The sequence below is a fragment of the Verrucomicrobiia bacterium genome, from assembly GCA_035946615.1.
In the GTDB taxonomy this organism is placed as follows: Bacteria; Verrucomicrobiota; Verrucomicrobiia; order Limisphaerales; family UBA8199; genus DASYZB01.
In genome coordinates, this window is record DASYZB010000157.1 from 14,425 (window position 1) to 35,969 (window position 21,545).

The 21,545-nt window shown below is 58.1% G+C and carries 17 protein-coding genes; 3 read left to right on the forward strand and 14 right to left on the reverse strand.

The features are described 5' to 3' along the window. Positions 1-249 precede the first annotated feature (249 nt). Positions 250-1,530, forward strand: a complete 1,281-nt coding sequence (locus tag VG146_22865) for a class I adenylate-forming enzyme family protein (protein ID HEV2395203.1) — start codon at positions 250-252, stop codon at positions 1,528-1,530. Here the strand turns inward: VG146_22865 and VG146_22870 are convergent. The 4 genes from VG146_22870 to VG146_22885 form a co-directional block, all read right to left on the reverse strand. Next, positions 1,452-4,205 carry a glycoside hydrolase family 2 TIM barrel-domain containing protein gene (locus tag VG146_22870; protein ID HEV2395204.1) on the reverse strand — a complete coding sequence of 918 codons (2,754 nt, stop codon included), beginning with the start codon at positions 4,203-4,205 and terminating at the stop codon, positions 1,452-1,454. The genes VG146_22865 and VG146_22870 overlap by 79 nt on opposite strands. A gap of 10 nt (positions 4,206-4,215) precedes the next feature. After that, positions 4,216-6,753, reverse strand: a complete 2,538-nt coding sequence (locus VG146_22875) for an alpha-L-rhamnosidase (protein HEV2395205.1) — start codon at positions 6,751-6,753, stop codon at positions 4,216-4,218. Between the two features lie 119 nt (positions 6,754-6,872). Next, entirely contained in the window at positions 6,873-7,790 is a 918-nt protein-coding gene (locus VG146_22880) for a hypothetical protein (GenBank protein HEV2395206.1), read from the reverse strand. Positions 7,791-7,878: 88 nt separating this feature from the next. Continuing rightward, positions 7,879-9,264, reverse strand: a complete 1,386-nt coding sequence (locus tag VG146_22885; protein ID HEV2395207.1) for an Ig-like domain-containing protein — start codon at positions 9,262-9,264, stop codon at positions 7,879-7,881. A gap of 486 nt (positions 9,265-9,750) precedes the next feature. On the opposite strand from VG146_22885, the gene VG146_22890 reads away from it, so the two are divergent. Further along, positions 9,751-10,098, forward strand: a complete 348-nt coding sequence (locus tag VG146_22890; GenBank protein ID HEV2395208.1) for a hypothetical protein — start codon at positions 9,751-9,753, stop codon at positions 10,096-10,098. A gap of 126 nt (positions 10,099-10,224) precedes the next feature. Here VG146_22890 and VG146_22895 read toward each other — a convergent pair whose 3' ends face one another. Next, positions 10,225-11,283, reverse strand: coding sequence for a hypothetical protein (locus VG146_22895; protein ID HEV2395209.1), 1,059 nt, complete (start codon positions 11,281-11,283; stop codon positions 10,225-10,227). A gap of 70 nt (positions 11,284-11,353) precedes the next feature. On the opposite strand from VG146_22895, the gene VG146_22900 reads away from it, so the two are divergent. After that, on the forward strand, positions 11,354-11,887 hold the full coding sequence (locus VG146_22900) for a transcription termination/antitermination NusG family protein (GenBank protein HEV2395210.1): 534 nt from the start codon (positions 11,354-11,356) through the stop codon (positions 11,885-11,887). Here the strand turns inward: VG146_22900 and VG146_22905 are convergent. The 9 genes from VG146_22905 to VG146_22945 all read right to left on the reverse strand — a co-directional run bounded on the left by VG146_22905 (position 11,832) and on the right by VG146_22945 (position 21,542). Continuing rightward, the gene (locus VG146_22905) at positions 11,832-13,865 is read right to left on the reverse strand and encodes a nucleoside-diphosphate sugar epimerase/dehydratase (GenBank protein ID HEV2395211.1); all 2,034 of its coding nucleotides are present in this window, start codon (positions 13,863-13,865) and stop codon (positions 11,832-11,834) included. The two genes, VG146_22900 and VG146_22905, sit on opposite strands and share 56 nt — an antisense overlap. Beyond that, positions 13,862-14,461, reverse strand: a complete 600-nt coding sequence (locus tag VG146_22910; GenBank protein ID HEV2395212.1) for a sugar transferase — start codon at positions 14,459-14,461, stop codon at positions 13,862-13,864. The genes VG146_22905 and VG146_22910 overlap by 4 nt, the downstream gene beginning before the upstream one ends. Before the next feature lie 77 nt (positions 14,462-14,538). Continuing rightward, a complete protein-coding gene (locus VG146_22915; GenBank protein ID HEV2395213.1) occupies positions 14,539-15,753 on the reverse strand; it encodes a DegT/DnrJ/EryC1/StrS family aminotransferase in 1,215 nt (404 codons plus the stop codon). Between the two features lie 5 nt (positions 15,754-15,758). Continuing rightward, on the reverse strand, positions 15,759-16,712 hold the full coding sequence (locus VG146_22920) for an alpha/beta fold hydrolase (protein ID HEV2395214.1): 954 nt from the start codon (positions 16,710-16,712) through the stop codon (positions 15,759-15,761). Then, positions 16,705-17,553, reverse strand: a complete 849-nt coding sequence (locus VG146_22925) for an alpha/beta hydrolase (protein HEV2395215.1) — start codon at positions 17,551-17,553, stop codon at positions 16,705-16,707. The genes VG146_22920 and VG146_22925 overlap by 8 nt, the downstream gene beginning before the upstream one ends. Next, complete coding sequence (locus VG146_22930) at positions 17,531-18,826, reverse strand: glycosyltransferase family 4 protein (protein ID HEV2395216.1); 1,296 nt, start codon at positions 18,824-18,826, stop codon at positions 17,531-17,533. Before VG146_22930 ends, VG146_22925 begins: the two co-directional genes overlap by 23 nt. A gap of 4 nt (positions 18,827-18,830) precedes the next feature. Next, positions 18,831-19,262, reverse strand: coding sequence for a putative colanic acid biosynthesis acetyltransferase (locus VG146_22935; protein ID HEV2395217.1), 432 nt, complete (start codon positions 19,260-19,262; stop codon positions 18,831-18,833). A 221-nt stretch (positions 19,263-19,483) separates the two neighbouring features. Then, entirely contained in the window at positions 19,484-20,656 is a 1,173-nt protein-coding gene (locus VG146_22940; GenBank protein HEV2395218.1) for a glycosyltransferase family 4 protein, read from the reverse strand. A 193-nt stretch (positions 20,657-20,849) separates the two neighbouring features. Beyond that, positions 20,850-21,542, reverse strand: a complete 693-nt coding sequence (locus tag VG146_22945) for an acyltransferase (protein HEV2395219.1) — start codon at positions 21,540-21,542, stop codon at positions 20,850-20,852. Positions 21,543-21,545: the final 3 nt, after the last annotated feature.

Consider the following 21,545-nt stretch of genomic DNA (forward strand, 5'->3'; position numbering starts at 1 on the left):
CGCTTGGGGTGGATATGATTCTTATCTGCCGCGATCTTAGCGTCAATACCTGTTGGACGAAAAAATGCAGACATCTTTTTAATAATATAGCATGAGGCGATAACAAACGTAATGGGTTTTGATCTGGCCCGTGTCTAATTTGTGGACACCAAACTGAATGGCACCAATGGAGGTTGTCTTTCCTTTGCCGTTTTCATATTTTTCCTCGCTCACATAAAGAACTGATTTAGGCCCGACGTGTAACTGGCAATGCTCTACGAGTCCTGGCGCCGAACGGCGCGCTCCCATCCTGACCACCTCGCCCTGTGGGATTTGGCCCAGAATCATTGCTGGACCTTTGCACAACTGGTCTCTGCCACAGTGAACGGGCCGCGAGCAGCCGATGGGATCGCGTTCCCGTCAGGGGCCTCTGTGGACTTTGTTTTTTCAGTCCTGCGGGCGTGGCGGTCTGGGCAGGTTGTCTGCCCGCTTGAACCAGACCAGGAGCGGCCACAGATTTGTCAAGAGTTGCCGCGCGAAGTCGTCCATCTCAAGACAACTTCGGCTACAACTGGCGTCCCGCGACTGGTGGCATTTACCGCGGCGCAGTTGGCGGCGGACGCCCAAAACATTGTTGGGACGATGGGGCTGCGGCCAGATTGGCCCAATTTAGGGGTCATTTCGCTCGCCCATTCGTACGGTTTTTCCAATCTCGTGCTGCCACTGCTGTTACATGGGATTCCTCTAATCCTGGCCGGGTCAGCCCTGCCGGAAGCGATTCGGCGGGCCAGCGAAGGGCACCCGGCCATTACCCTTGCGGCAGTGCCAGCTCTTTGGCAAACGTGGCAACAGGCCGGCGTCATTCCTTCAAATATCCGGCTGGCCATCTCAGCGGGCGCGCCGCTTCCTCTGGCCCTCGAACAGAATATCTTCGCTCGGCACGGTCTCAAGCTTCACAATTTTTACGGGAGCAGCGAGTGTGGGGGGATTGCGTATGACGCCACAACGGAGCCGCGCCGGGATGCTGCCTGCGCAGGAACCCCGTTGCGCAATGTGCAGGTTTCCATCGCCCAAGACGGCTGCATCGAAGCGCGCGGGCAGGCTGTTGGCTGGGGTTATTGGCCCGAACCTGCCGGGAATCTCTGTGGAGGCGTTTTTCGCTCCGGAGACCTCGGCGAGATTTCAGAGGGCCGGGTTTATTTGCGAGGCCGCGCGACGGACCAGATCAATGTGGCAGGCCGCAAGGTGTTGCCGGAGGCTATCGAGAAGGTCCTGGCCGCTCATCCGCATGTGCGGGCGTGTCTGGCCTTTGGAGTGCCCAGCGCGGACACCCAGCGTGGAGAGACCATTGTGGCGTGTGTCGCCGGGAACCCGCAGGTGACTGGCGAATCGCTTAAACAATTTGCTATGGACAAATTGCCGGCATGGCAGGTGCCGCGCAAATGGTGGCTGGTCGATTCATTGGACACCAATCATCGCGGGAAAATCTCCCGAGCTGAATGGCGAAAGAGGTTTTTGGAGAAGGCGGGAGGAGGTAAAGACGAGGTATGAGCGGACGAACAAATTGCCCGAGGACGAACTCCGCGGGAAAAATGAAGGTAGATCGTCCCTTGATATGGCGCGCTCACCAAGGGCGTGGTTGATTGGGGGCCGAGCTGCGCCGGGACGTGGAATTTGGTTCCCATCGGCGGAATATCACGCACCACAGAAAGATTTCCCGGCGGGCAATTTACCCTCGTCCTTCCAGACAGCTTCGCCGGCGGAAATTTCGGAGTGCCGACGCGCACGAAGGTTTTTTCATCGGGAAGCATCATCGTGAGCGCGCCTTCAGTGGTCGCCAGCTTCAGCCAGCGCACATTGGCAAAGTAGCCGGCGAACTCGGGATACACCCAGTCCTTGTAGCCGGTCTCGGTCGTATTGTAGGCGGTTTCCCACACGCCGAATGTTTCGCCTTTCAGCCGGTTGCGCCAGACGCGGTACGGTCCGTCGCCCAGCCACATTTTATTGAGCATTTTTTCCTCGGGATAATCAAACGCCACCCCCGGGTCGTTCGTCTGCACTGCGGGATCAACGGAGTAGTCCAACTTGAGCCATCCCGAATTTAACATCGTCCACTGCGCATTTGAAATCGGCTCGCTCGTCAGCGAAAAATCTTTTCCATCGACTTTGACACCGAGCAGTTGTCCCGTTGCCGCGGCGACGCGCGCTTCGGTCCCGCCACTCTTTAATTGCAATTCATTGCCCGCATTCACCGTCGCGACCGGCGAACCACTCGGCGTAAAATCATTGTGTGGCCGTAGCGGATAAACCCATGTCCACAATTCCTGACCGATTGGATTGCGTGCCGTCACGCCCAGCGCATCAGCGTTTTGCCAATCTGCCGGCAGGCCAAGCCTCAGTTTCCCGAAATGGCCGGGAGCGACTTTGGGGCTGGTGATCTTGCCCCGGGCAACGTCATGGAACCCCGCCGCTTGTCCGAACTTGCGCAATTGCCAGGTGAACCCGCATTGGGCCAAGCTTGTGAATTGGTAACGGTTTTCCACCGGTAAACTGCCTTTAAAATGCATGGGCAATGCGTCTGGAAGTTGCACAGGCGACCAGACCTGCTTGATGGTGTAGTAGCTGGCTTCCTTTTCGCGGAAAGGCCCAAGAATGCCGTCAGGCGCCCAATTGCCTTTCACGTCGATTGCGTTGTTCAAATCGCCCCGCCGCACGCCCTCGTCGGCGAACACCCAAAGGAACCCGCCGGCAGCTACTCGACTGCCGCGCATCGCATTCCAATAATCCTCCAAACCCGCGCCCAGGCCGCCATCGTAAAGCCCATGCAGAAATTCCGTGGGCATGTAAACCAGAGTGCGCGAAAGCCCCCGCAGCAGAGACCTGTAGTCGGGATAGTGTGGATCATCAATGTTACCAAACTTTGCCCAGGGGTGGTTGACCACCCGGTGCTGCGGATCGAGTTGCTCAAAGTCAGTGTCCAGGTTGGTATTCCAACCGCCTTCGTTGCCGTTGTCCCAGATAATGATGCTGGGATGATTCACATCCCGGGAAATCATTTCCTTCACGTGTTGGCGGCCCACTTGGGTGTCGTACTTGTGCTGCCAGCCGCCGAGTTCGTCCAGAACGTACAGCCCCTTTTCATCACACAAGTCCAGGAATGCCTCGTCAGGCGGGTAATGCGACATGCGCACGGCGTTCATGTTCATGTCTTGAATCAGGCTGACGTCCAGATCGGCAATGCGGTCGGAGGACGAGCGCCCCAGAGTCGGCCACGCGACGTGGTGACAGACCCCTTTGAGCATGGTGTGCCGGCCATTGACAAAGAGGCCTTCGCCCGAGCGCACTTCAATCGTCCGAAATCCAAAGCGCTGGTTGAGTTCGTGCAGAACAGTCGCGCCCTGCTTGAGTTGCACCAGGGCACTGTAAAGCGCGGGCGTTTCCGCGCTCCATAATCTCGGTGCGGAAATCTTCATGGCGACGCGCCCCGCCGCAACCGGGACGGAAACGGGTTTGCCGATGGTCCGGCCCTGTGCGTCTTGCAGCGTGACTTTCACACTGTCCGCGTTGCCTTCGCCGCTGAGATAATAATCCATTTTGAAGGCGCCGCCGGCGCGTGCGTCTATCGCCACGCGCTCTAAGAACTGCGCCGGCTGGGCCTGCAACCAAACAGGCCGGAAAATTCCGCCAAAAACCCAGTAATCGGCATTGCGCTCGGCATTGTTGACCGAAGCGTTTGAAGATTTGTCGCTGACGGACACTTCCAGCAGGTTCTCTTGACCAAACTTGAGCAGCGCGGTGATGTCATATTTGAACCGATAGAAGGCGCCTTGATGCAACGGCCCGGCTTGCTTGCCATTAATTTTAACCGCTGCATCGGTCATGACACCATCGAAAACAATAAAGACGCGCTTTGCACGCCACTCGGCGGGAACACTAAAATGATTTCGGTAGTCCCCACGAATGGGCGTGTAGTTTTTATCCTCAAGGCCGTAACGAAATTTGCCGAAACCTTGCAATTCCCAGCATGAGGGCACGGCGATGTTGGTCCAGAAGCCGCTGTTGCGTCCGCCATCGCAATAAAAATCCCACGGCGCAGTGTGCTCGGCGTCGGTGCCGGAAAGATACTGGCGGATGGTTTCCTGCGCCATGGCTTGCCGCGTTCGGGAGCTGCTTATTGCCGCTGCCAGCGCAATGACAATCAGTGTTTGTGCGCAAAGCCTTCTCATTTCCGCTTTGCTAATGGTCCACTGGGTTCTTGCCTGGAGACAGAGCCTGTTGGTCGCCCTGCCAGGAAAAGACGCCGCTAACGGCGCCGGGCAACTCGATGGCGCCGCGGCAATGGCCGCGTTCAAACGCCAGGTCCAGCCCAATGAAACCCTCGGGATGCGGCGTGCGGCTGCTAATGCGGGGGAGGCTGCCGGGCAGCGGGGCGATACGAGCGGTGCGAAAGCCCGGCGAGGCCGGGCGAACGCCGGCGAGGCTGGCGTGCAGATGGAACAAGGGATGACTGCCCCAGCCGTGGCAATCCGAACGCGTGTTGCCGGGCATTTCAACAGGGGTCTTTAGCCCTTGTTTGACCAGGTCTTTCCAGAACTTCATGCGTTGGACAATCAGGTCGCCGCGTCCGAATTTCTGCCAGGTTTCCAGCAGGTAGAAGCTGAAGTAAATGGTGGCGCGCTTGAGGTCCGGCGCCGTCAGGAGCTGTTCGAAGCAACGACTGGCCTGTGCGCCAGCGACCGTGTCGGTCAGGAGAGCCAGGCACTGCGCGTGCTCGCTAAACTCCGTCTGGGCGAGGTTGTCGGCGATTAAACCCCGCGACTGGTTCCAGAACTTGGCTTGAAGGGCAGCGGCCAACGACCTCGCTTTGGAGCGCAACCGCTGGGCCAAGAGCGGTTCCTGGAGGAAATCCTCCACCTCGGCCGATTTCTGCAAGGCATAAAGGTAGAGCAGGTTGTTCAGGGCCGAGAGGCCGTGTTCGCCATCAGGCGCGTAGCCCTCCTGCCATTGGGGCACCCAATCCATGAACGACCAGCCGGGCAACCCACTCAGAAGCCCATCGCTGTTCACATAAGGGTCGAATTCCTCCAGCATAGAACGCAAGCCGATGACGCGCGCCTTCAGGAAATCGGCATCGTTGTGCCAGAAGGTAAAATCGTTGAGCATCAACGCCCAAATCATCGAAAAGGTGGGCGATAGTTGAGGAATGAACGCAGGGTAGCGTTCATTGACAAAACCCCAATTCCGGCGCGAGAAATCGAACAACTCGAGCGCGCGCTTGATTAGGCGGTCGTCGCGTGTCATCACCCCGGTGGTCAGGACCTCAAGGCGCGTATCGCCAACATACATCAATTGCTCGTAAAAAGGGCAATCCATAAAGGTCTCATGCGAGCACATCTGAATGCCGCGCACAGCAAGCCCGATAACACCCGGGAGCTGCGGGTCCCCGGCGTCAAAAGCCCCTTCGTTCTCGCAAGGATAGCGGCTCTCGTTGAGAGCCAGACCATGAAGGGTCAATGGCGCAGCCGCTGTTTTAATCGAGACCAGGCACCAACGGCCTGCCCGCCACCAAAGCGTCGAGAATTTCCGGTTTGCACCGCCGCCTGGCAGGAAGGTGTCGGTCATCCCACGGAAAGTTTTGCCGATAAACTCGCCACGATTGCCTTTGGCTTCCGAGCCCGGCAGATAAAGCGACTCAGCCCAAGACCAGGCGATGCTTGCCCCGGCGCCGCCGCTGACTTCGCACAGCGGGTAGGCGCAGTAATAATTCTCCAGGTCCCAAAGGACGAATCGCTCGGAGTGGGACGGGATTACGATAGGCTGGCGGCTCTGGAGCAGGGCATCCCACTTGGGGAGGTCCGGGTCTTTGGTCTGCTCGGCGCGGACAGGAACTCCTGACCCGAGCAGTCCCTTGCCCATCGCCACCACGCGGCCCGGGGCAAGCTCGTGGTCAATTTGATCGGGCAACCGGGTGGGAAAAAGCTTCCAACCAGCCGCGGTCTCGCCATATGAATTGCTGCGGACCGGCGAGCGAACAGTCTGGGGTTTAACATACTCGCCCTCCTTCCATTGCGGCCCGCAATCGTGCGCGATGAGTTCGGCGCCCACAAAAAAGACCCCTGGAGCAAACTCGTAACCTTCCAGCCGGGCAACTTCCCAGGCGGCCTTGCCGGTGGTGAGTTGCTCGTCGGATGGGCCTTCGGCCTTGAGGACGAAGCCGCCACGCCAGGAAAGCTGGGCAACCGGCTGGCGCGGGCCGATGCTCCAGACCAGGGCTTCCACCCGGTGGCTGCCTGCCGCCAGCACCATGTCGTAAGTCGCATAAGACCAGCGCTCGACGTCGCAGCGGTCCGGACCGCGCGCGATGCGGATCCCATCCAGGAACAACTCGAAACGTTCATCGGCGCTGACATGGATGCGAACCGGGGAGGCTGGCGCTTCAAACTCTTTGCGGAACCGCAGCAGCACGGGTTGGCTCCAACCCCCATAGAAAAACTCCTTGTGCGCCGGGGCTGGGCTGCCGGGAGCCTCGGGATACCAGAGCCACGCCGCGTCATCAATAGGTTGCACGCGATAGATTCCGGTGTTTCCGAGATGCAGGCGCTGCGGCAAAAAGGCCTTGCGAACTTCAAATCCAGCCCCCCGGCGCGGTGCGAGGGCTTCAGCGCCGGACTCAATCTGCGCTGAGTAGCCCAGCCGGGCGAGGCATGGAGCCAGCGTCGCTCCGGCCACACCTTTGGCACAGGCCGTAAGGAATTCACGCCGGGTGGGTTTCATTCATTCAGGAGCGCGCGAGAGACAAATTTTTGCGCGTGTGAAGTGACAACTGCATGCGCTGAGCTTTGCGCCAGGACGTACGGCCTGTCCAGAAAAACTTCCGGCTATCACCCACACGATCAATCCAAGGGCCCTTGACCTCGCGCACGCAGGCCTTGGGCCAGACCGGACGAAGCGGCCTGGAGCAGCGGTCCTTGCGGAAGTTGCTGCAGCCATTGGCCTGCCGCCTGAGGGTCCTGCGCCGCCCAAATCGCAAGCAAATTCTCCGCAGCGGCGGTGCGAACCGGCCCATCCGGGAACAGCAGCACCCACGCGGCAGCGGCTTGGGGAGCGCTCAAGGCCCACCGCTGAACTACCGCTACGGCAGCGCGCGACTGTTCGCTTCCGGCGGGTAAACTCGCTACCTGCGATGCCGCAGTCGCTGGGTCCTGCACCGCCGTGGCGATGGCGATGCCTGAAACCAAACGCTCCCGCAAATTTGAATCGTCCACAGATGACGCCCACGCCGCCGCTCCCGAGGCATCAATTGCTGTCCACTGGCTGATTGCGTGGACCAGCGCGTTATCACGCGCCTGGCTTGGGGGAAGCGAGCCTGCAAGCTCCAAGGCAGTCTGCGGGTCTATTCTCGCGGCCTCGTTAGCCACCCCAAGCACAGCCGGTTCTTTGCCGCTGTCCTCCGGCAGAGAACCCACCCATTGACAGGCGGCACGCAGGTCCAAGTCAGCCCACGCAATCGCCACTTGTTCCAGAGCCTCACCGCGGAACCGACCAGTCACTTGAGCTGCCCAGGCGGCCGCCGACGCCGGCTCCTTTTCGGCCCAGCGACGAAGCAACACTTGCGGCGATTCCGGACCACTCGAGTGGGCATCATCAAGTTGGCCAGCCGTCAAAACCGGAGCGGAGACGGCGAAAGCAGGAATCTGTGGCTCGGCGGCTTCCGCGCAACGCACGGGGCGAGGCGCCGTCCCGGGTTCGGCCACGTCTTGTTTGCTGGATTTAGCGCGGGGCAAGTGAAGAAGCCAAACCATCACTATCACGGCCAAAAAAGTGAAGGCGCCATTTCGGACCAGGCGAACAATCTGAAAACTGCCCATACAACGTGAAGAAGCAAGTGCAGTGGGCCAGTCAGGGTACGATGGTAGCGTTGGTGAAGGCGACGCTCTCCAGGGCGTTAGTGCTGCCCGAGCACACGGCAAAACCCATGTACACGCTCGAGGCCATCGCTATGGAAGCCGAACTGACCCGCGTCCAATTCGACCCATTGGTCGATTTATAGATGTACCATTTTGAATTGGAGCGGACTACTCGCACCCAGGTATTGGGCAGGACACCTGAACCCGAAGCTTTAGAAGTCGTCGTCCCGGAGGTGCTGCTCCGCATTTTTGAGTCAAACGCCCCCGAGGGCGAGATGCCCATAAACACGTATCGGGCTCCTGGAGTGAGCGTCTCGCGGACCATCACCCCTGCAAGCGCGCCGGTCCCCCTGCTCTGTATCGAGCTGATCTGCGCTCGAATCTCACCATTGCCTGTCATTGGTTGAAACACAAAATAGAAGCTATCGGCCGTGCCGGTCAGGTTCCCGGCCCCGCTCAGCGCGTAAAGGCCGCCATTGATGGATGCGCTCCCGGCCAAGCCCACAGTCCCAATATCCAGGGATTGCCAGGGAGGAGGCAGGGCAGGGGCCTGCGCCAACGCGACGGTCACTTGCGCCGGAGAGGAAGCAACCGTGCCAACTGAGTCAAAAATGGCCGCCGCGCTTAGAAGGTGGCTTCCCACCGTGGCGTTAGTCCACGTGTACGAATATGGAGGCGAAGCTTCCGCCGCGATTAGGTTTGAACCATCAAGGAATTGGACCTGGTTAATCACATGTCCATTCGGCGTTACGGTGGCAGCCAGATTGATCGTTGCCGGAGCTGTATAATTGGCGCCATCCGATGGCGAAGTCAGAGCGATAAACGGGAGCGGATTGGTGACGGTCACAGGCGCCGCTGCTGATGAAACCAAGTTTCCCCCATCGTAGAGCGCCGCCGCGCTAAGCACATAGCTGCCAGCGCTGACGTTGCTCCAGACGCAGGTGTATGGCGCGGCAGCCGCCTGGGCGATCAGGTTCGAGCCGCTGTAAAACTTGACACTGTTGATCGTATGGCCGTTGGCCGTCACGCTCGCAGAGCACGCGATATTCGCGGGACCCATATAGGAAGCACCTGAAACCGGAGCCGTCAGTGAAACCACAGGAAGCGCATTCGACGGGGTATAGGTGATCTGGTTTGAATAGGGGCTCTCCAGCCCGTCGGTGTCGTACGCGGTCACAGCGAAAAAGTACGTCACCCCGCCCGTGAGGCCCGAGACCGTGGCGTTGGTTGCCGTCCCAACACTGAGCACGTTCGTGTAGGTCTGGCTGGCAACCCCTTGATAAACACGATACCCGGCGAGCGTCGGGTCCGAACTTGGGTTCCATGCAAGGGTAACGGAGTTCGCGGTTGGCGCGCCAAAACCGACTAAGGCGAGCATCCAGAAAATGTTTGAGAGCCGGCGGTGGGATAAACTTTTGAGCTGCGCTGCCATACGCTGGTTCTTAGGCAGCGCATGAACTGCTAACCACTAGGAGGTTCCTTGATTCACATTAGGCGATTCCTAATGTCATCCTGGGAAAAGCCTGGGACACAATTTACTGCCAGATGTTCGCCATTGGTTCCGAAGTGCGCTACAGCCCCGGTGTGTGCATGGGCGCTCGCAAGGCCGTGATTTTGGAGAAGGTTATTCCGTCTTTTTTGTGTCAATCGATGGCAGCCCCAACGTGGCGGACTTCTACTTCAGATTATAATCAAACTGTACCACTACCCGAATTCGGAATCTCCGCAGGTTAAGTTGAGAAGGATTGCTCTCCCACACCTGGTACAAGGCAGGATTGATAGCTTTGGGATGACACGAGTACACGAGTGGCAATTACCGGTCGTTCAGCCTGGCGTAGCCGGCGATCCGATTCAACCAAGAGCCATGAAAGTGATCCCCGCAATCAGAAACAGTGATCCCCGCTCGCAACAAGATCCGGCATATTTCCCGCCCCTATTACTCAAAATACCGCAACAGTATTTCACCAACTCTTGGGGCGATATTTTCGTTACCCGTGCTGGCGAAAACGGCAAGGACGTAGCTCTGTTCATCGTGCACTGGGATAACGCCAGAGGCACCTTTTCTAACACCAAGATTCCCTATGGCAACCAAGGTGCACCGTTTTACGGCGAATATATCGAACACGGCGCACCGGGCACTCCCCGCACACCCGCAGCGCGAGTTGGGCCGCTTCGATGGGCGGCAGCCTCCAGTGCTGCGCCAACTCCGTAGTGGTCTTGAAAGCAACAAAGAAAAAAGAAAAAAGCCCCTTCGCTCATGCGAAGAGGCTTATCCAGTAAAACGTTGAAGATCTGTTATGCCTGTTATCTCCCGTTCAATCGACGCGCTTTTAAGCTTTTAAATAGACGCCGCGAAGTCCAAAGACCCCGGGGCATCACTTGCCACACCACTGAGGATGTCTTCGATTATCGCATCTTGCGGCCACAACTGCCGGCTATGAAAGGTCAGCTCTCGATCCCAGAATCCAGGGCACGTTTGTACAAATTCCGCCACAAAGCGGTAACAAACTTCCAATATGACCGGTTGGCGCCCAGGGCCATAGACAAAATCGAACGCCAAACAGCGGGAACCGATCTTGGCCGCGGCTTCCAAAGCGCGCCGCACACACTCCAGGTCCACAGCCCTCGGGTCCCAATCAATCCGGCCACTCCCAGAAGCCCGGAAATCATTGGGCCGCACAAAGCGGCGGTAGGCAAATGCGCGCTGCCCGATGACCGTCACCCGCGTATCATGCGGATTGTCCGGGAGGAAATCCTGGAAGAACACGTAACCTCGCTCCCGAGGCGCTGCGCATCGATAGCGCGCCAGGTTTCGGATGGACTGGGGCAGCCGGCGCAGCACCGCCAGCCAGTCTCGCTGCCTTTTGTGTTTGAACAGCTTGGTCTGAAAATCGCCAAGAAGGGGCTGGACCGGTGAAAACCCGCGGCCAAACGCCCGCTGAATCAACCCTCGCGCCTCTGCTTTGGACCTGACCAGCCTCACGTTGGAGGAGGCCGCCCCGGTTCTCAGCTTCCACACCTTTGGATAATTTGAACTTTGCGCCCATTGGTTTGCCTCCTGTGCGCTGTAAAAAATAAAGGTCGGGCAGCAGGGAATCTCCAGGGCCTTGAACAAGTGGTACTGAGCCACTTTGTCATCATAATGCCAATATTCAGCGGCCCCGGGAAAGACCGCGATGCCCATTAGCTCCAAAGACTGCACCAAGCCGCGCGCCGCTGAGGTCTTGCCATCAAAAAGGGGCAAATCAAACAGCACAGCGTGCGCGCCCGCTTCCCGCACGCGGCTCAAGGTATCCGGAGCAAAGACGTCCAGAGTAACAAAAGGAACCCGGCGCTGCGCGCAATAATTAATCCACCGATCGGACCAGGACCCGGGCACAGGATGAATGCAAATCATGAGCTCAAAACGGCGTCCAGAGGAATTTCTGGACAGCTAAAGGCAACAACCGTAGAAATCTGGAACTCTCATGCCGACTGAATTGCTCAATGACCCTCTGACACCCCCGCCTGATTCTCTCTGGTTTGTCGCCCACACCCGCCCGCGCTGCGAGAAAAAGCTGGCCCAACATTGCCGCCGCGAGAATATCCGCGCAACCCTCCCCCTTTATCGCGTCGTCCATCGCTACCACGGTAAGACCCGAAAAACTGCCGCCTTCCAGAAACCTCTATTCCCGGGTTACGTCTTCCTCCAACTCAACCCGGAGCAACGGCCCAAGGTCCTGCAAAGCGATTGCGTGGCCAAATTGCTTGAAGTGGTCAGCCAGGATTTGTTCATCGAGCAATTGCGGGCGGTCCTCCTGGCTATCGAGTCGAACCTCGAAATTGGCCTCGCTCACGATATCAGAGAAGGCCAGCGCGTCCGGATTGTCAAAGGGCCGCTTCAAGGCCTCGAGGGCCTGGTCGAGCAACGTTTTGGTCCTTCAACGGTCTTGCTGCGAATTGATTTCATTGGGCAGGCCGCCGCCCTTCAGATGGCGCCCGATGAGTTCGAGCCGGTATGACTCGACTCCATAACTTCCCAACCAGGACTGGCTCAGGCTGGTTCGGCTTATTTGGCGACCGTATTTCCTGTTGCTGGTACTCTGGCACGGCCACATTCAGCAGGATTTTTAACTCCTGCGCGTTTGAGGAGTTGAGTCCGCTCTGCAGCAATTCCAGGTTTGCTGCGAGCGTCTCCCGCTCTGGCGGATTACCTCGCAATCTCATGATCTTTGGGTGCGTCGTCCGGCTAACCGACTCTTCCGAATAAGAAATCTCCTCAAACAACTTTTCTCCCGGCCTGGTTCCTATAAATGCGACCTGGATGTCTTTGCCGGGCTCAAACCCATAAAGCTGGATCATTTGCTTGGCAAGATCGACGATTCGCACCGGCTCGCCCATGTCCAGCACAAATATCTCGCCCCCGTTCCCCTCGACTGTGCTCTGAAGCACCAAACCGACCGCCTCGGGTATGGTCATAAAATAACGCGTCATCAACGGGTGGGTGACTGTGACCGGCCCTCCGGCGGCAATCTGCTCCTTGAATAAGGGCACGACGCTGCCCGATGACCCCAGCACATTGCCGAAGCGCACGGCCATTAACCTGGTTGGGGTATGATTGCGCGCCTGCAAGTCCTGAAGAACCATCTCCGCCAGCCTCTTGCTGGCGCCCATCACGCTCGTCGGGTTAATGGCCTTGTCTGTCGAAATCAGAACGAACCGCTCGACGCCGTGCTCGATCGAGAGCTTCGCAACTTGTGCAGTGCCGAAGACGTTGTTCTGGATCGCTTCGTCCGGCTGGCTCTCCATCATCGGGACGTGCTTGTGCGCGGCGGCATGAAACACCAGTTCGGGCAAGTGCGTTTCGAAAATATGCCGCATGCGCCTCTCATCCAGAATATCAGCCACCAACGGACGAATCCCCCGGCTGTACCCAGCCCGGATTAAGTCCTGTTCCACCGCGAAAAGTTGCACTTCCGACCTTTCCACCAGAAGCAACTCGGCCGCCCCGTAACTGGCCGCCTGCCTGGATAGCTCGCTTCCGATGCTTCCCCCGGCCCCGGTCACCATCACGCGACGCCCCGCAAGCAGGCTGCGGATTTCCTCCCGCTGCAGCCGCACCGGCTCGCGTCCAAGCAAATCCTCGATTTGCACGTTGCGCAAATGGCTCACGCAGAACTTGCCCACAGCCAGCTCAGCCAGAGACGGCACGGTTTTATACTCCAAACCGCTTCGCCGGATGAGTTCCAGGATTTCCTTGATCCGAGTGGCGCGCGCCGATGGAATGCTCAGGATGAGTTCATCCATTTGATAGCTTTGGGCCACTCCGTTTGCCAGCAACTCCGGAGGGCCCAGCACCGGAATATCCAGCGCGTGCGCCCCCCATTTGCTGGGGTCATCATCAAAAAAGGCCACCGGTTCCAGGCCCGACTTTGGGTCCGTCCTGAGTTCCTGGGCCAGCAATAGGCCGGCGTTGCCGGCGCCTATAATCGCCACCCGGCGCTTGCGATGCCTCCCGTCGCGTCTCAAGCCCAATAGCCGCGAGAAATGGTCCAGGCGGTAAAGCCGCCAGACATAACACATCGAGCTGAGGAGCAGCAGCCCCAGCAGCATATCGATCAGGATGACCCCGAACGGGAGGGCATAACCCAATCCAAAACGCCAACGCACGAGCGCCAACGTGGCGCCCGACCAAAACATTGCCCAAACCATCCGCATCATCGCCGGTATCCCAAAATACGCCGGCAGCAGATGAAACTGGTGAAAGGCGTATAGAAAGAAAAGCTGTAGAGGAACCACCCCTGCCATGATAGGAAAGAGATACTTGCCCTGCTCAGGCGGCAAATCTAAATCAAATCGCACCTCAAATGCCAGCCATAACCCCAGCGTTAGCGCGCTGCTGTAAATCAGCAGAAACTTTCCGGCCCGCCGCAATCCGACCCCCGGCGGCAGCGCGCTTACCAAATCAATGCCCCTCTTCCGACCCCTTAGGATACTCATAAATCAACCCTTTCCGTTCCCGGCAGCAATGTGCGAAGGATAATCTTGGTGTCTTCCCAGCGGCTGGCTTGTCGCGCATAGGCCAGGCTCAGTTCAATTTTTCGCGGCATAATGTCCTGGATGTAAACCCGGTCCAGGTCCCGAGCGCCCTCGAGGAGCCGCTCTTCATCCCTGAATCTGAGCGCCGCTGGATCGGTAATGCCCGGTTTGAGTGCCAATATCCGGCGTTGGTGCTCGCTATACAAGGCCACATAGCGGGGAACCTCTGGACGCGGCCCGACAAAACTCATTTCCCCGACCAACACATTCCAGAGCTGCGGCAACTCATCCAGCTTCGCCCGGCGCAGCACTTTGCCAATTCGGGTAACCCGCGGGTCGCCGGCTTGTGTGACACTCGGGCCTCTCGCCTCGGCCCCAGGGACCATCGTTCGAAACTTCACGATTTGAAACGGTTTGCCCCCCAACCCTGCCCGGGTCTGACGGAATAAAATCGGCCCGCCATCAGACAGTTTTACCGCAATGGCAATGAGCAGGAATAGCGGCCAAAGCAACAGCAGCCCTAAAGAAGCCAGCACCAAATCGTAAATACGCTTCAAGGCCAGTTCTTATTGACACGCATGCTGATCAATAGCAAAAAGGACGGAGAGCAAAAGACTCGCTGGGGCTTCATCCTTCATCCCTCAACCTTCACCTTTATCCCGGTTTTTAGGTTCCTGGCGATGATCTCGTGTATCGTTTCGGCGATATAGACGATTTGCTCCTCAGTCATTGCCGGGAAAATAGGCAGGCTGACCAGTTCTTCGTATGCTCCGGCTGCGACGGGAAACTCTTCCCGATTGTATCCATACGTTTGGCGATAGTACGGATGCATGTGCAACGGCATCCAATGCACGCTGGCCCCAATACCGCGTTTCTTGAGCTCGCCGATAAATTCCGCCCGCCCAATGCTTAACGCACCCAGCCTTAGCCGAATTGCGTACAGGTGCCAGGAATGAATCCGGTTTGGCAACTCGCGCGGCAATTGCAACTCATCCATATCAGACAAGAGCCGCGAGTAGGTCCGAGCCACCCGCGCGCGTTGCGCGTGCAACCCATCCGCCTTTCGCACCTGGTGAATTCCAATAGACGAGGCGATGTCGGTCAGGTTGTATTTAAACCCGGGCGCGATGATTTCATAGTACCAGGCCCCGTCCGCAGTGAACCGATTCCACGCATCCCGAGAAATCCCGTGCAAGGCCATCACCCGCATGCGCTCCGCGTAATCCGCATTGCCCGTGCATGCCATCCCCCCTTCCCCCGTCGTAATGCACTTGTTCGCGTAAAATGAGTAGCAGGAAATGTCTGAAAAACTGCCCACCGGCAGCCAGGGCGATTGCTCATCGTGCCGGTACTTGCCTGGGCAACAATGCGCAGCATCCTCAATGACCCGTATCCGGCGCGCGCGCGTCAGTTCGAGCAGGCCTGTCACATCTCCAATTTGGCCCCCGTAATGCATTGGGATAGCGATACGCACATCGAGACCCCGCCCGCGAGCTTCCTCAAGCCGCCGATGCGCGTCGGCCATGTCCATGTTCAAATCATCCTCCCGGCAGTCCACCAGCACCGGGGTTGCTTTAAAGTAGCGCACCACCTCGGCAGTCGCGGCAAAGGTCAGCGTTGGGACCAAAACACCCTCTCCTTCTTTTAAGCCGACTGCCTCCAACGCCAGGTGCAACGCCGCTGTGCAGGAATTCACCGCCACAACGTGTTCCAAGCCGATATACTCGCTGAAGGCCTGTTCAAATGCCTTGGTCTTCGGCCCGGTTGTCAGCCAGCCCGACCGCAGCGTGTCCACCACCTCCTTGACCTCCTCCTCGGTAATGGTTGGTTTGAAAAAGGGGATTTGCATTTGCCTCAAGATTCTGCCTGAGCAACCAACCCTGGCTCCGGCGTGGCCCCGAATTCCCCGTTTGTGCTGGACTTGCCATCCAGCCTTCCCAGCCACTTCGTTATAGCTCTCAAAACAGCGGAAGGCCCCTCATTCTCAACAAACGAATGAGTTGTGCCTTGGATTTCTACTTCTTCCAGGTCCCCTGCGCGCGGCTGCTGAACATAACCGGCGTAATCGAATCCGGGCGCAGAGCCCTTTGCGGGTTGGGCTGCGATCAGCAGAACCGGAGTTCCTCGCGCCAGCACAGAATCGAGGGCCTCGAGAAGCTTCAGGTTGGCATCTGCTGGCAGTCCGCCTGAGGCTCCGCTGCCCCGCCATTGCATCACCCTTCGATAGAGCGCGCTGACATAAGGTTCCCATCGGCTCTCGATGACCCAGTCGTGCGCGCGCGCCTTGCTTTCCCGTGCTATCTCGACTGCCCTTCTGCGGAATGATTTTGCTGGCCCCTTTGTGCCAGGAGCTGCCACTCCTCGAGACAGGAAAAAAGGCAAATCCAAGAGGATGAGACCGCTGGTTGCAAGGCTCTCGGAACAGGCGGCTGCGAAGACGGCTGTTATTGCCCCTCCGCAGACGCCAAAAAGCGCTAACTCCGAAAGCCCATTGGATTCACACAACGCCTGAGCCAGAGCCTCGGCAACTGACGCGTGGCCTCCCTGTTGAATATGTCTATACAGCTCCAAGTATTGCCCCGGCAATTCGCCTTCCGAATCGCCAAGCCCGGGCAAATCAAAACGAAAACAGGGCCATCCCTGGTTCGCCAACTCGTCAGCGAGATGGACGTTGAGGTCTCCGCGCCCGGAACGAGGCTGGACGCCGGAATTAAAAAATAATATCCCGCGTTCGCCTGCAACAGGTCCAATATGCCGTGTGCCGTGCAAACGGAGCCCATCCACCTCGATGATCAAGGCTTCACGCATGATTGTGTTCGGGCTTTTGTATTACTCTCTTTAGAATCCAATCCAGATTCCTACCGAAGAATTCCGTAAAATCCGGATTGAGCGGATACTCCGGCACAATCGCCGCCCTGGGGTTCATCGCCCGGAAGAGGTTCACCGAGCGCATCAACGGCGCCATGTTTTCGCCCAGTTCAATATGGTTCCACGGCCGGCCTGTGATTGACTCCACACCCTCTCCCTCTGAAGCGCAGGCGCTATCCAGAGCGAGTGCCTCTGAACTGTTCCACAGCTCCGCGGACCACCGATAGCCATCCACTTCCAGCGGCTCTCCTGCCTTTACTTGTCCGATATATTCCTGAGCTGATTTCCTTTCACAGTGCTTGAGCAGAATCATGTCCATCGAAAGGCGAGCCATCAGTCCCTGTTTCAAAACGTCCCTAGCCCGAAGAGGCGGTGACCACATCAGTAAGGCATCGCCGCTTCCTGCTGCGAAGGCCTTTTGCGCCAGCAACGCACCCATACCCAGCCCGTGCAGCACCAGGCGGCCAGCAGGATAATTTGATCTCAACCAGGCGCTCGCCTGCTGGATGTCCTCGATCCAATCGCGAAAAGTTATTTCGCTGAACTGTCCGGTGCTTTCCCCGGTGCCAGTATAGTCAAACCGCGCTGCCAGCACGTTTCGGCTCGCAAGGAAGCGGCCCCACTTGACCCACCCCGCCAGCGAATAGAGCCGATCTGTCGCAAAGGGCCCGCAAAGCAACACACAAGCCGCTGGCGCCTCGCACTCGTACACGACGCTGTACAGCTCTCTTTGCCCAAGCGCCAAGTACTGCGCCTTTTCAATAGCCGCTCGATACGACATTTTCCTGAGGAGTCCGTAACATGTCCTGGTACCTCCCGCTTTCTGCTGCTCCGATGAGCATGTCACCGAGCCGTTGCACGCCGCGCGTTTTGCTCAGGTGCTCCAACGCGTAGCTCCGCCCGCTTAAACCGCGCTCCGCTAAATCTTCAGGTTCCAAAAAGGTCATTTCCTTCATCTTCTGCGCCAGGGCATCGGCTTCCTCCGGTGGAATCACCCAACCGCAACGGGCGGTCCTGATTAGTCGCGCCGAATCGCTCTGCTCATCCACCGATGCCACAACCGGCTTCGCTGAAAGCATGTAAGACGAAAGCTTGGACGGAATGGAACTAATGGCAGCCCCTCGACGGACCGGCAACAGGCACACGTCCGCCAATGCCTGGAGCAACGGAACGCGTTTCACATTCGGCTCGGAAAGGAATCGTATTTTGCCCGGGCAACGCTTTGCTAACTCCAGGCAGGCTGGCTTGCGAGTTCCTTCGCCCGCGATCACGAGCTGCCCTCCGCTCAAAGACGCTCTGGAGAAGCCTTCGATCAAATGCTCCACTCCGGCGACAGGGCCGATGTTCCCTAAAAACAGAAAGGTGAAACGATCTGTAGGCACACCGTACGCCTGGGCTGCCTCTTCCCGCTCCGGCAGCACCAGGAATGGTGTTTCATCTTGCCACGTCCCCACCACCGCCACGCGCTGGGCCGGCAACCCCCGCGACCTGATGTAAGTCTGGCGCATAGCCTCCGAAATCACCACCAGCGGATTGGACCTCCAGGCGTTCCACCGGTCCAATGTCACGAGGGCGCGTCCGGTCAGCCATTGAACCCACCCGGGCACCTTTAGCAAAGCCGATTCAGGGTAGAGGTCCATGATGTGTGCGATGTGCGCCACGCCGAGACGCGCAGCCCTCCGCGCTATCCAGGCCTGGGCTAGCATCGGCCAGGTCGCCGAATAGACTGCATCCGGCAACGGGCCGCCTTCCCAGACAAACCGGCTCGACCACCGCCCGAAACTCCAACTCTCCAGCATCCGGCCAGCAAACCGCGATTGGGGCGCAACCCTCGATGGAACCCGCACCACTGACACCCCTTCCCGCCTCTCCCGCTCCACCGCCCCGCGGAGGGGCTTGGGGTAATCAAGCGCGCCTGGGCGGCTCGGATAAGGACAAATCACTTTTGCGTCATGTCCTTTTGCCGCCAGGTACAATGCCAGATCACTGGCCATTCTGCCTGAAACCGTCGGCTCCGGCGGGAATTCCGACGTTACAATGACAAATCGGCGCATGACATCAAGACTTGCCCTGAGCTGGTCCTTGGTCTTGAAGCCTCACTCTTGAACGCAACTCCCGCTTTTTAAGAAATCGCGCTGGATTGCCCCCAACTACCTCCCAGGCCTCCACGGGCTTGACCACCACAGCCCCCGCTGCCACCACCGCCCCTTCTCCCAAACGCACGCCCATTCCTACAAAGCAACGTGCCGCAACCCAGGCGCGCGGGCCCAGGCAGATTGGCCTGCTCATCAAACGATTTGACGGGTCGGTGATATCATGACTGGCAGTGCAAAGGTAGGAATACTGGCTGACCACTGCGCCGGGTTCCAAAGTCACCTTGGCCACGTTATAGCAATCGACCTGCTCGGCCATGGCCGTCTGTTCACCCATCTCCAGGTTCCAGGGCGCCCAGATTCTTGTGCTGGGATAGACCAGCGCCGTTTGATGCACCTTCGCCCCAAAACACCTTAACAACCATCGTCGCCAACCAAAACACGGGCGCGGGCTCAGACGGAACAGAATTAGCCAAACCATCCCCCAAAGACCCCGCGCGCATCTGTTCGCAAAGGACCAACTGCTTGTCTGGCCCGGCAGAGCGGCTAACGCCCCCGCCGGTTGATCGATGGCCGGTTCAATGCGCATCTGTTTGTATCACCATCAAGGCTCATCCTTCATCCTCTCAACAGTTCTCTATAAACCCCATCCAACTTTTTCATAAACTCCCTGGCTGAATGATGCAGCTCCACCCGGCGCCGCCCGCGCTTTCCCATCTCATCCCGCAACTGTGTGGAGCCTATCAACCTTCGAATGGCAGCAGTAAGCCCCTCAACATCCCCCGGTTTAACCAGCAACCCGCTGTGGCCTTCCGAGATTATCTCCGGAATCCCCCCCACTGCCGTCGCAACCACCGGCAATTGATAGGCCATCGCTTCCAGGACCGACAGGGGCACACCCTCCCCATACGAAGGCAGTACGAAAATATCTGCACCGCTGAACAGCGCTGCCTTCTCGCCTCCGAAGACAGGTCCTGTGGTTCTAACCAGGTCACCAACTCCCTCTCTTGCAATCAATTCCCTGACCTGTGTCTCTACAGCCACGGAATCCATCGGTCCGGCCAACACCAATTCCAAGTTGGCGGCTCCATCGCGCCTCAATGACGCAACCGCCCTGATAAGGTCAAAAATCCCTTTTGCCCGCCCGATATTCCCGATGAAAAACAAAACAGTTCTTCCTGAAGGCGCTTTCGGTTCGCGCGGCAAATCCGGCAAAGCTGTAAAATTGTACAATACGACCGACTTCGAATTCAATCGGTGGGCATCTGGCGTATTCAAGCGGGCTGCCAACTCGTGTTGGATGCCCTCCGACATCAGCACCATCCGATCAAACGTCCCCAGCAACAGCTTGATCTGGAACCATCGGAGCCAATCCATCTTCCCCGCCAGCAATGTGGCGTAGGATGCATGATGAATATGGCCGGCCACTTTGCATCGCCCGAACAGCTTGACCAGCCAGACCAATGCCAGGTCCTTCAACAACGCCCAATCACGGCTGGTATGGATATGGACGAGCTCCGGCCTCTCCTTGCGGACTCGCTTCACCAGGGCAACCGCGTGACCCAAAAACCGCCGCACATTCACCAGGTTCAACCGATTCACCGAACCATACTCCCGGCGCGTGGTATCCGTATTAAAAGTGCTGACCTGGTATGGAAGGTCCCATGCCTCCAGCATCTGCCTGAGCATCGTTCCAATTCCACCGACGTAATTTCCGGACGGCGGCACCGGCCCCACTTGGAGTATCCGCACCCGCGTCTGTAAATCCTGACCCGTCAGCCGTTCTTGCAAAAGCGATCCCTCACAGGATGGGGCCGTGTGCCTGCAAATCTCGGTGGCTCTAAAACCAGGCGATGCCTTTGGCCACTCCACGCTCGCGGGTTGTGGTTTCTGTGAAAGTTGGGTCATCTTATTATACTGGGAGGACCGCAAGAAGGACTACACACCAAGGACCCTCTTCCAGATTTGGAATTATTTGGAATGGTCAATGTGTATCTCTTCGCGCGCAAATAAAATACGAACTCTCCTCCTCCCCCGGCGTTCTTTGTGTTCTTTGGCGGCTTTCTCGGGATAACTCTTCGAGGTATCCGCGCTCCAACCTCTGGTCCGTTGGGTAGAGTTTCTTTTCATGGGCCAATATTTCCTCCACACCCCACCGGAATCGCACGAGTTTAGCAGGGTTCCCCGCGACGATCGCATAGGGAGGCACGTCGTGGGTGACCACCGAGCCGGCCGCCACAATGGCTCCGCGCCTGATGATGACGCCCTTGAGAATGAGGGCCCGGGCGCCCAACCATACGTCATGCTCGATAATCACGTCCTGGTCGTCTTCCGCCCGCTTGCTGTTCACATCTCGCATCGCTTCCCCAACCACTGATGTGTTGTGGTTCCCCGCAATGATCATCACGCCAGGACCTAACATCACTTTGTTCCCCAGATAAATCCTGGACCTCGCAGCCATGAGCACGGCGCCGCGGCCCAGAACGACATCGTTCCCCAAATGAATGTTTTCAAAGGTGTAATATCCGTCCGGATCAAATCGCAAATTCCTGCCCCGCGTCCCAAAGAGGCTCTGCATGACAGACTCCCGCGCCCGGCGCACGAGCCGTTGCGCGCCAAACAAGCCCCAGGCCAATGGCCATCTCAAATGATCACTGGCTCGCATGGGAATCCGCATTTG

Excerpts from the sequence above, each read along its gene's own strand:
- VG146_22900 (HEV2395210.1), top strand. The coding sequence starts at position 11,354 with ATGCCGACTGAATTGCTCAATGACCCTCTGACACCCCCGCCTGATTCT.
- VG146_22920 (HEV2395214.1), bottom strand. The coding sequence starts at position 16,712 with ATGCGTGAAGCCTTGATCATCGAGGTGGATGGGCTCCGTTTGCACGGC.
- VG146_22915 (HEV2395213.1), bottom strand. The coding sequence starts at position 15,753 with ATGCAAATCCCCTTTTTCAAACCAACCATTACCGAGGAGGAGGTCAAG.
- VG146_22865 (HEV2395203.1), top strand. The coding sequence starts at position 250 with ATGCTCTACGAGTCCTGGCGCCGAACGGCGCGCTCCCATCCTGACCAC.
- VG146_22870 (HEV2395204.1), bottom strand. The coding sequence starts at position 4,205 with ATGAGAAGGCTTTGCGCACAAACACTGATTGTCATTGCGCTGGCAGCG.
- VG146_22945 (HEV2395219.1), bottom strand. The coding sequence starts at position 21,542 with ATGCGGATTCCCATGCGAGCCAGTGATCATTTGAGATGGCCATTGGCC.
- VG146_22925 (HEV2395215.1), bottom strand. The coding sequence starts at position 17,553 with ATGTCGTATCGAGCGGCTATTGAAAAGGCGCAGTACTTGGCGCTTGGG.
- VG146_22905 (HEV2395211.1), bottom strand. The coding sequence starts at position 13,865 with ATGAGTATCCTAAGGGGTCGGAAGAGGGGCATTGATTTGGTAAGCGCG.
- VG146_22875 (HEV2395205.1), bottom strand. The coding sequence starts at position 6,753 with ATGAAACCCACCCGGCGTGAATTCCTTACGGCCTGTGCCAAAGGTGTG.
- VG146_22930 (HEV2395216.1), bottom strand. The coding sequence starts at position 18,826 with ATGCGCCGATTTGTCATTGTAACGTCGGAATTCCCGCCGGAGCCGACG.
- VG146_22885 (HEV2395207.1), bottom strand. The coding sequence starts at position 9,264 with ATGCTCGCCTTAGTCGGTTTTGGCGCGCCAACCGCGAACTCCGTTACC.
- VG146_22895 (HEV2395209.1), bottom strand. The coding sequence starts at position 11,283 with ATGATTTGCATTCATCCTGTGCCCGGGTCCTGGTCCGATCGGTGGATT.
- VG146_22890 (HEV2395208.1), top strand. The coding sequence starts at position 9,751 with ATGAAAGTGATCCCCGCAATCAGAAACAGTGATCCCCGCTCGCAACAA.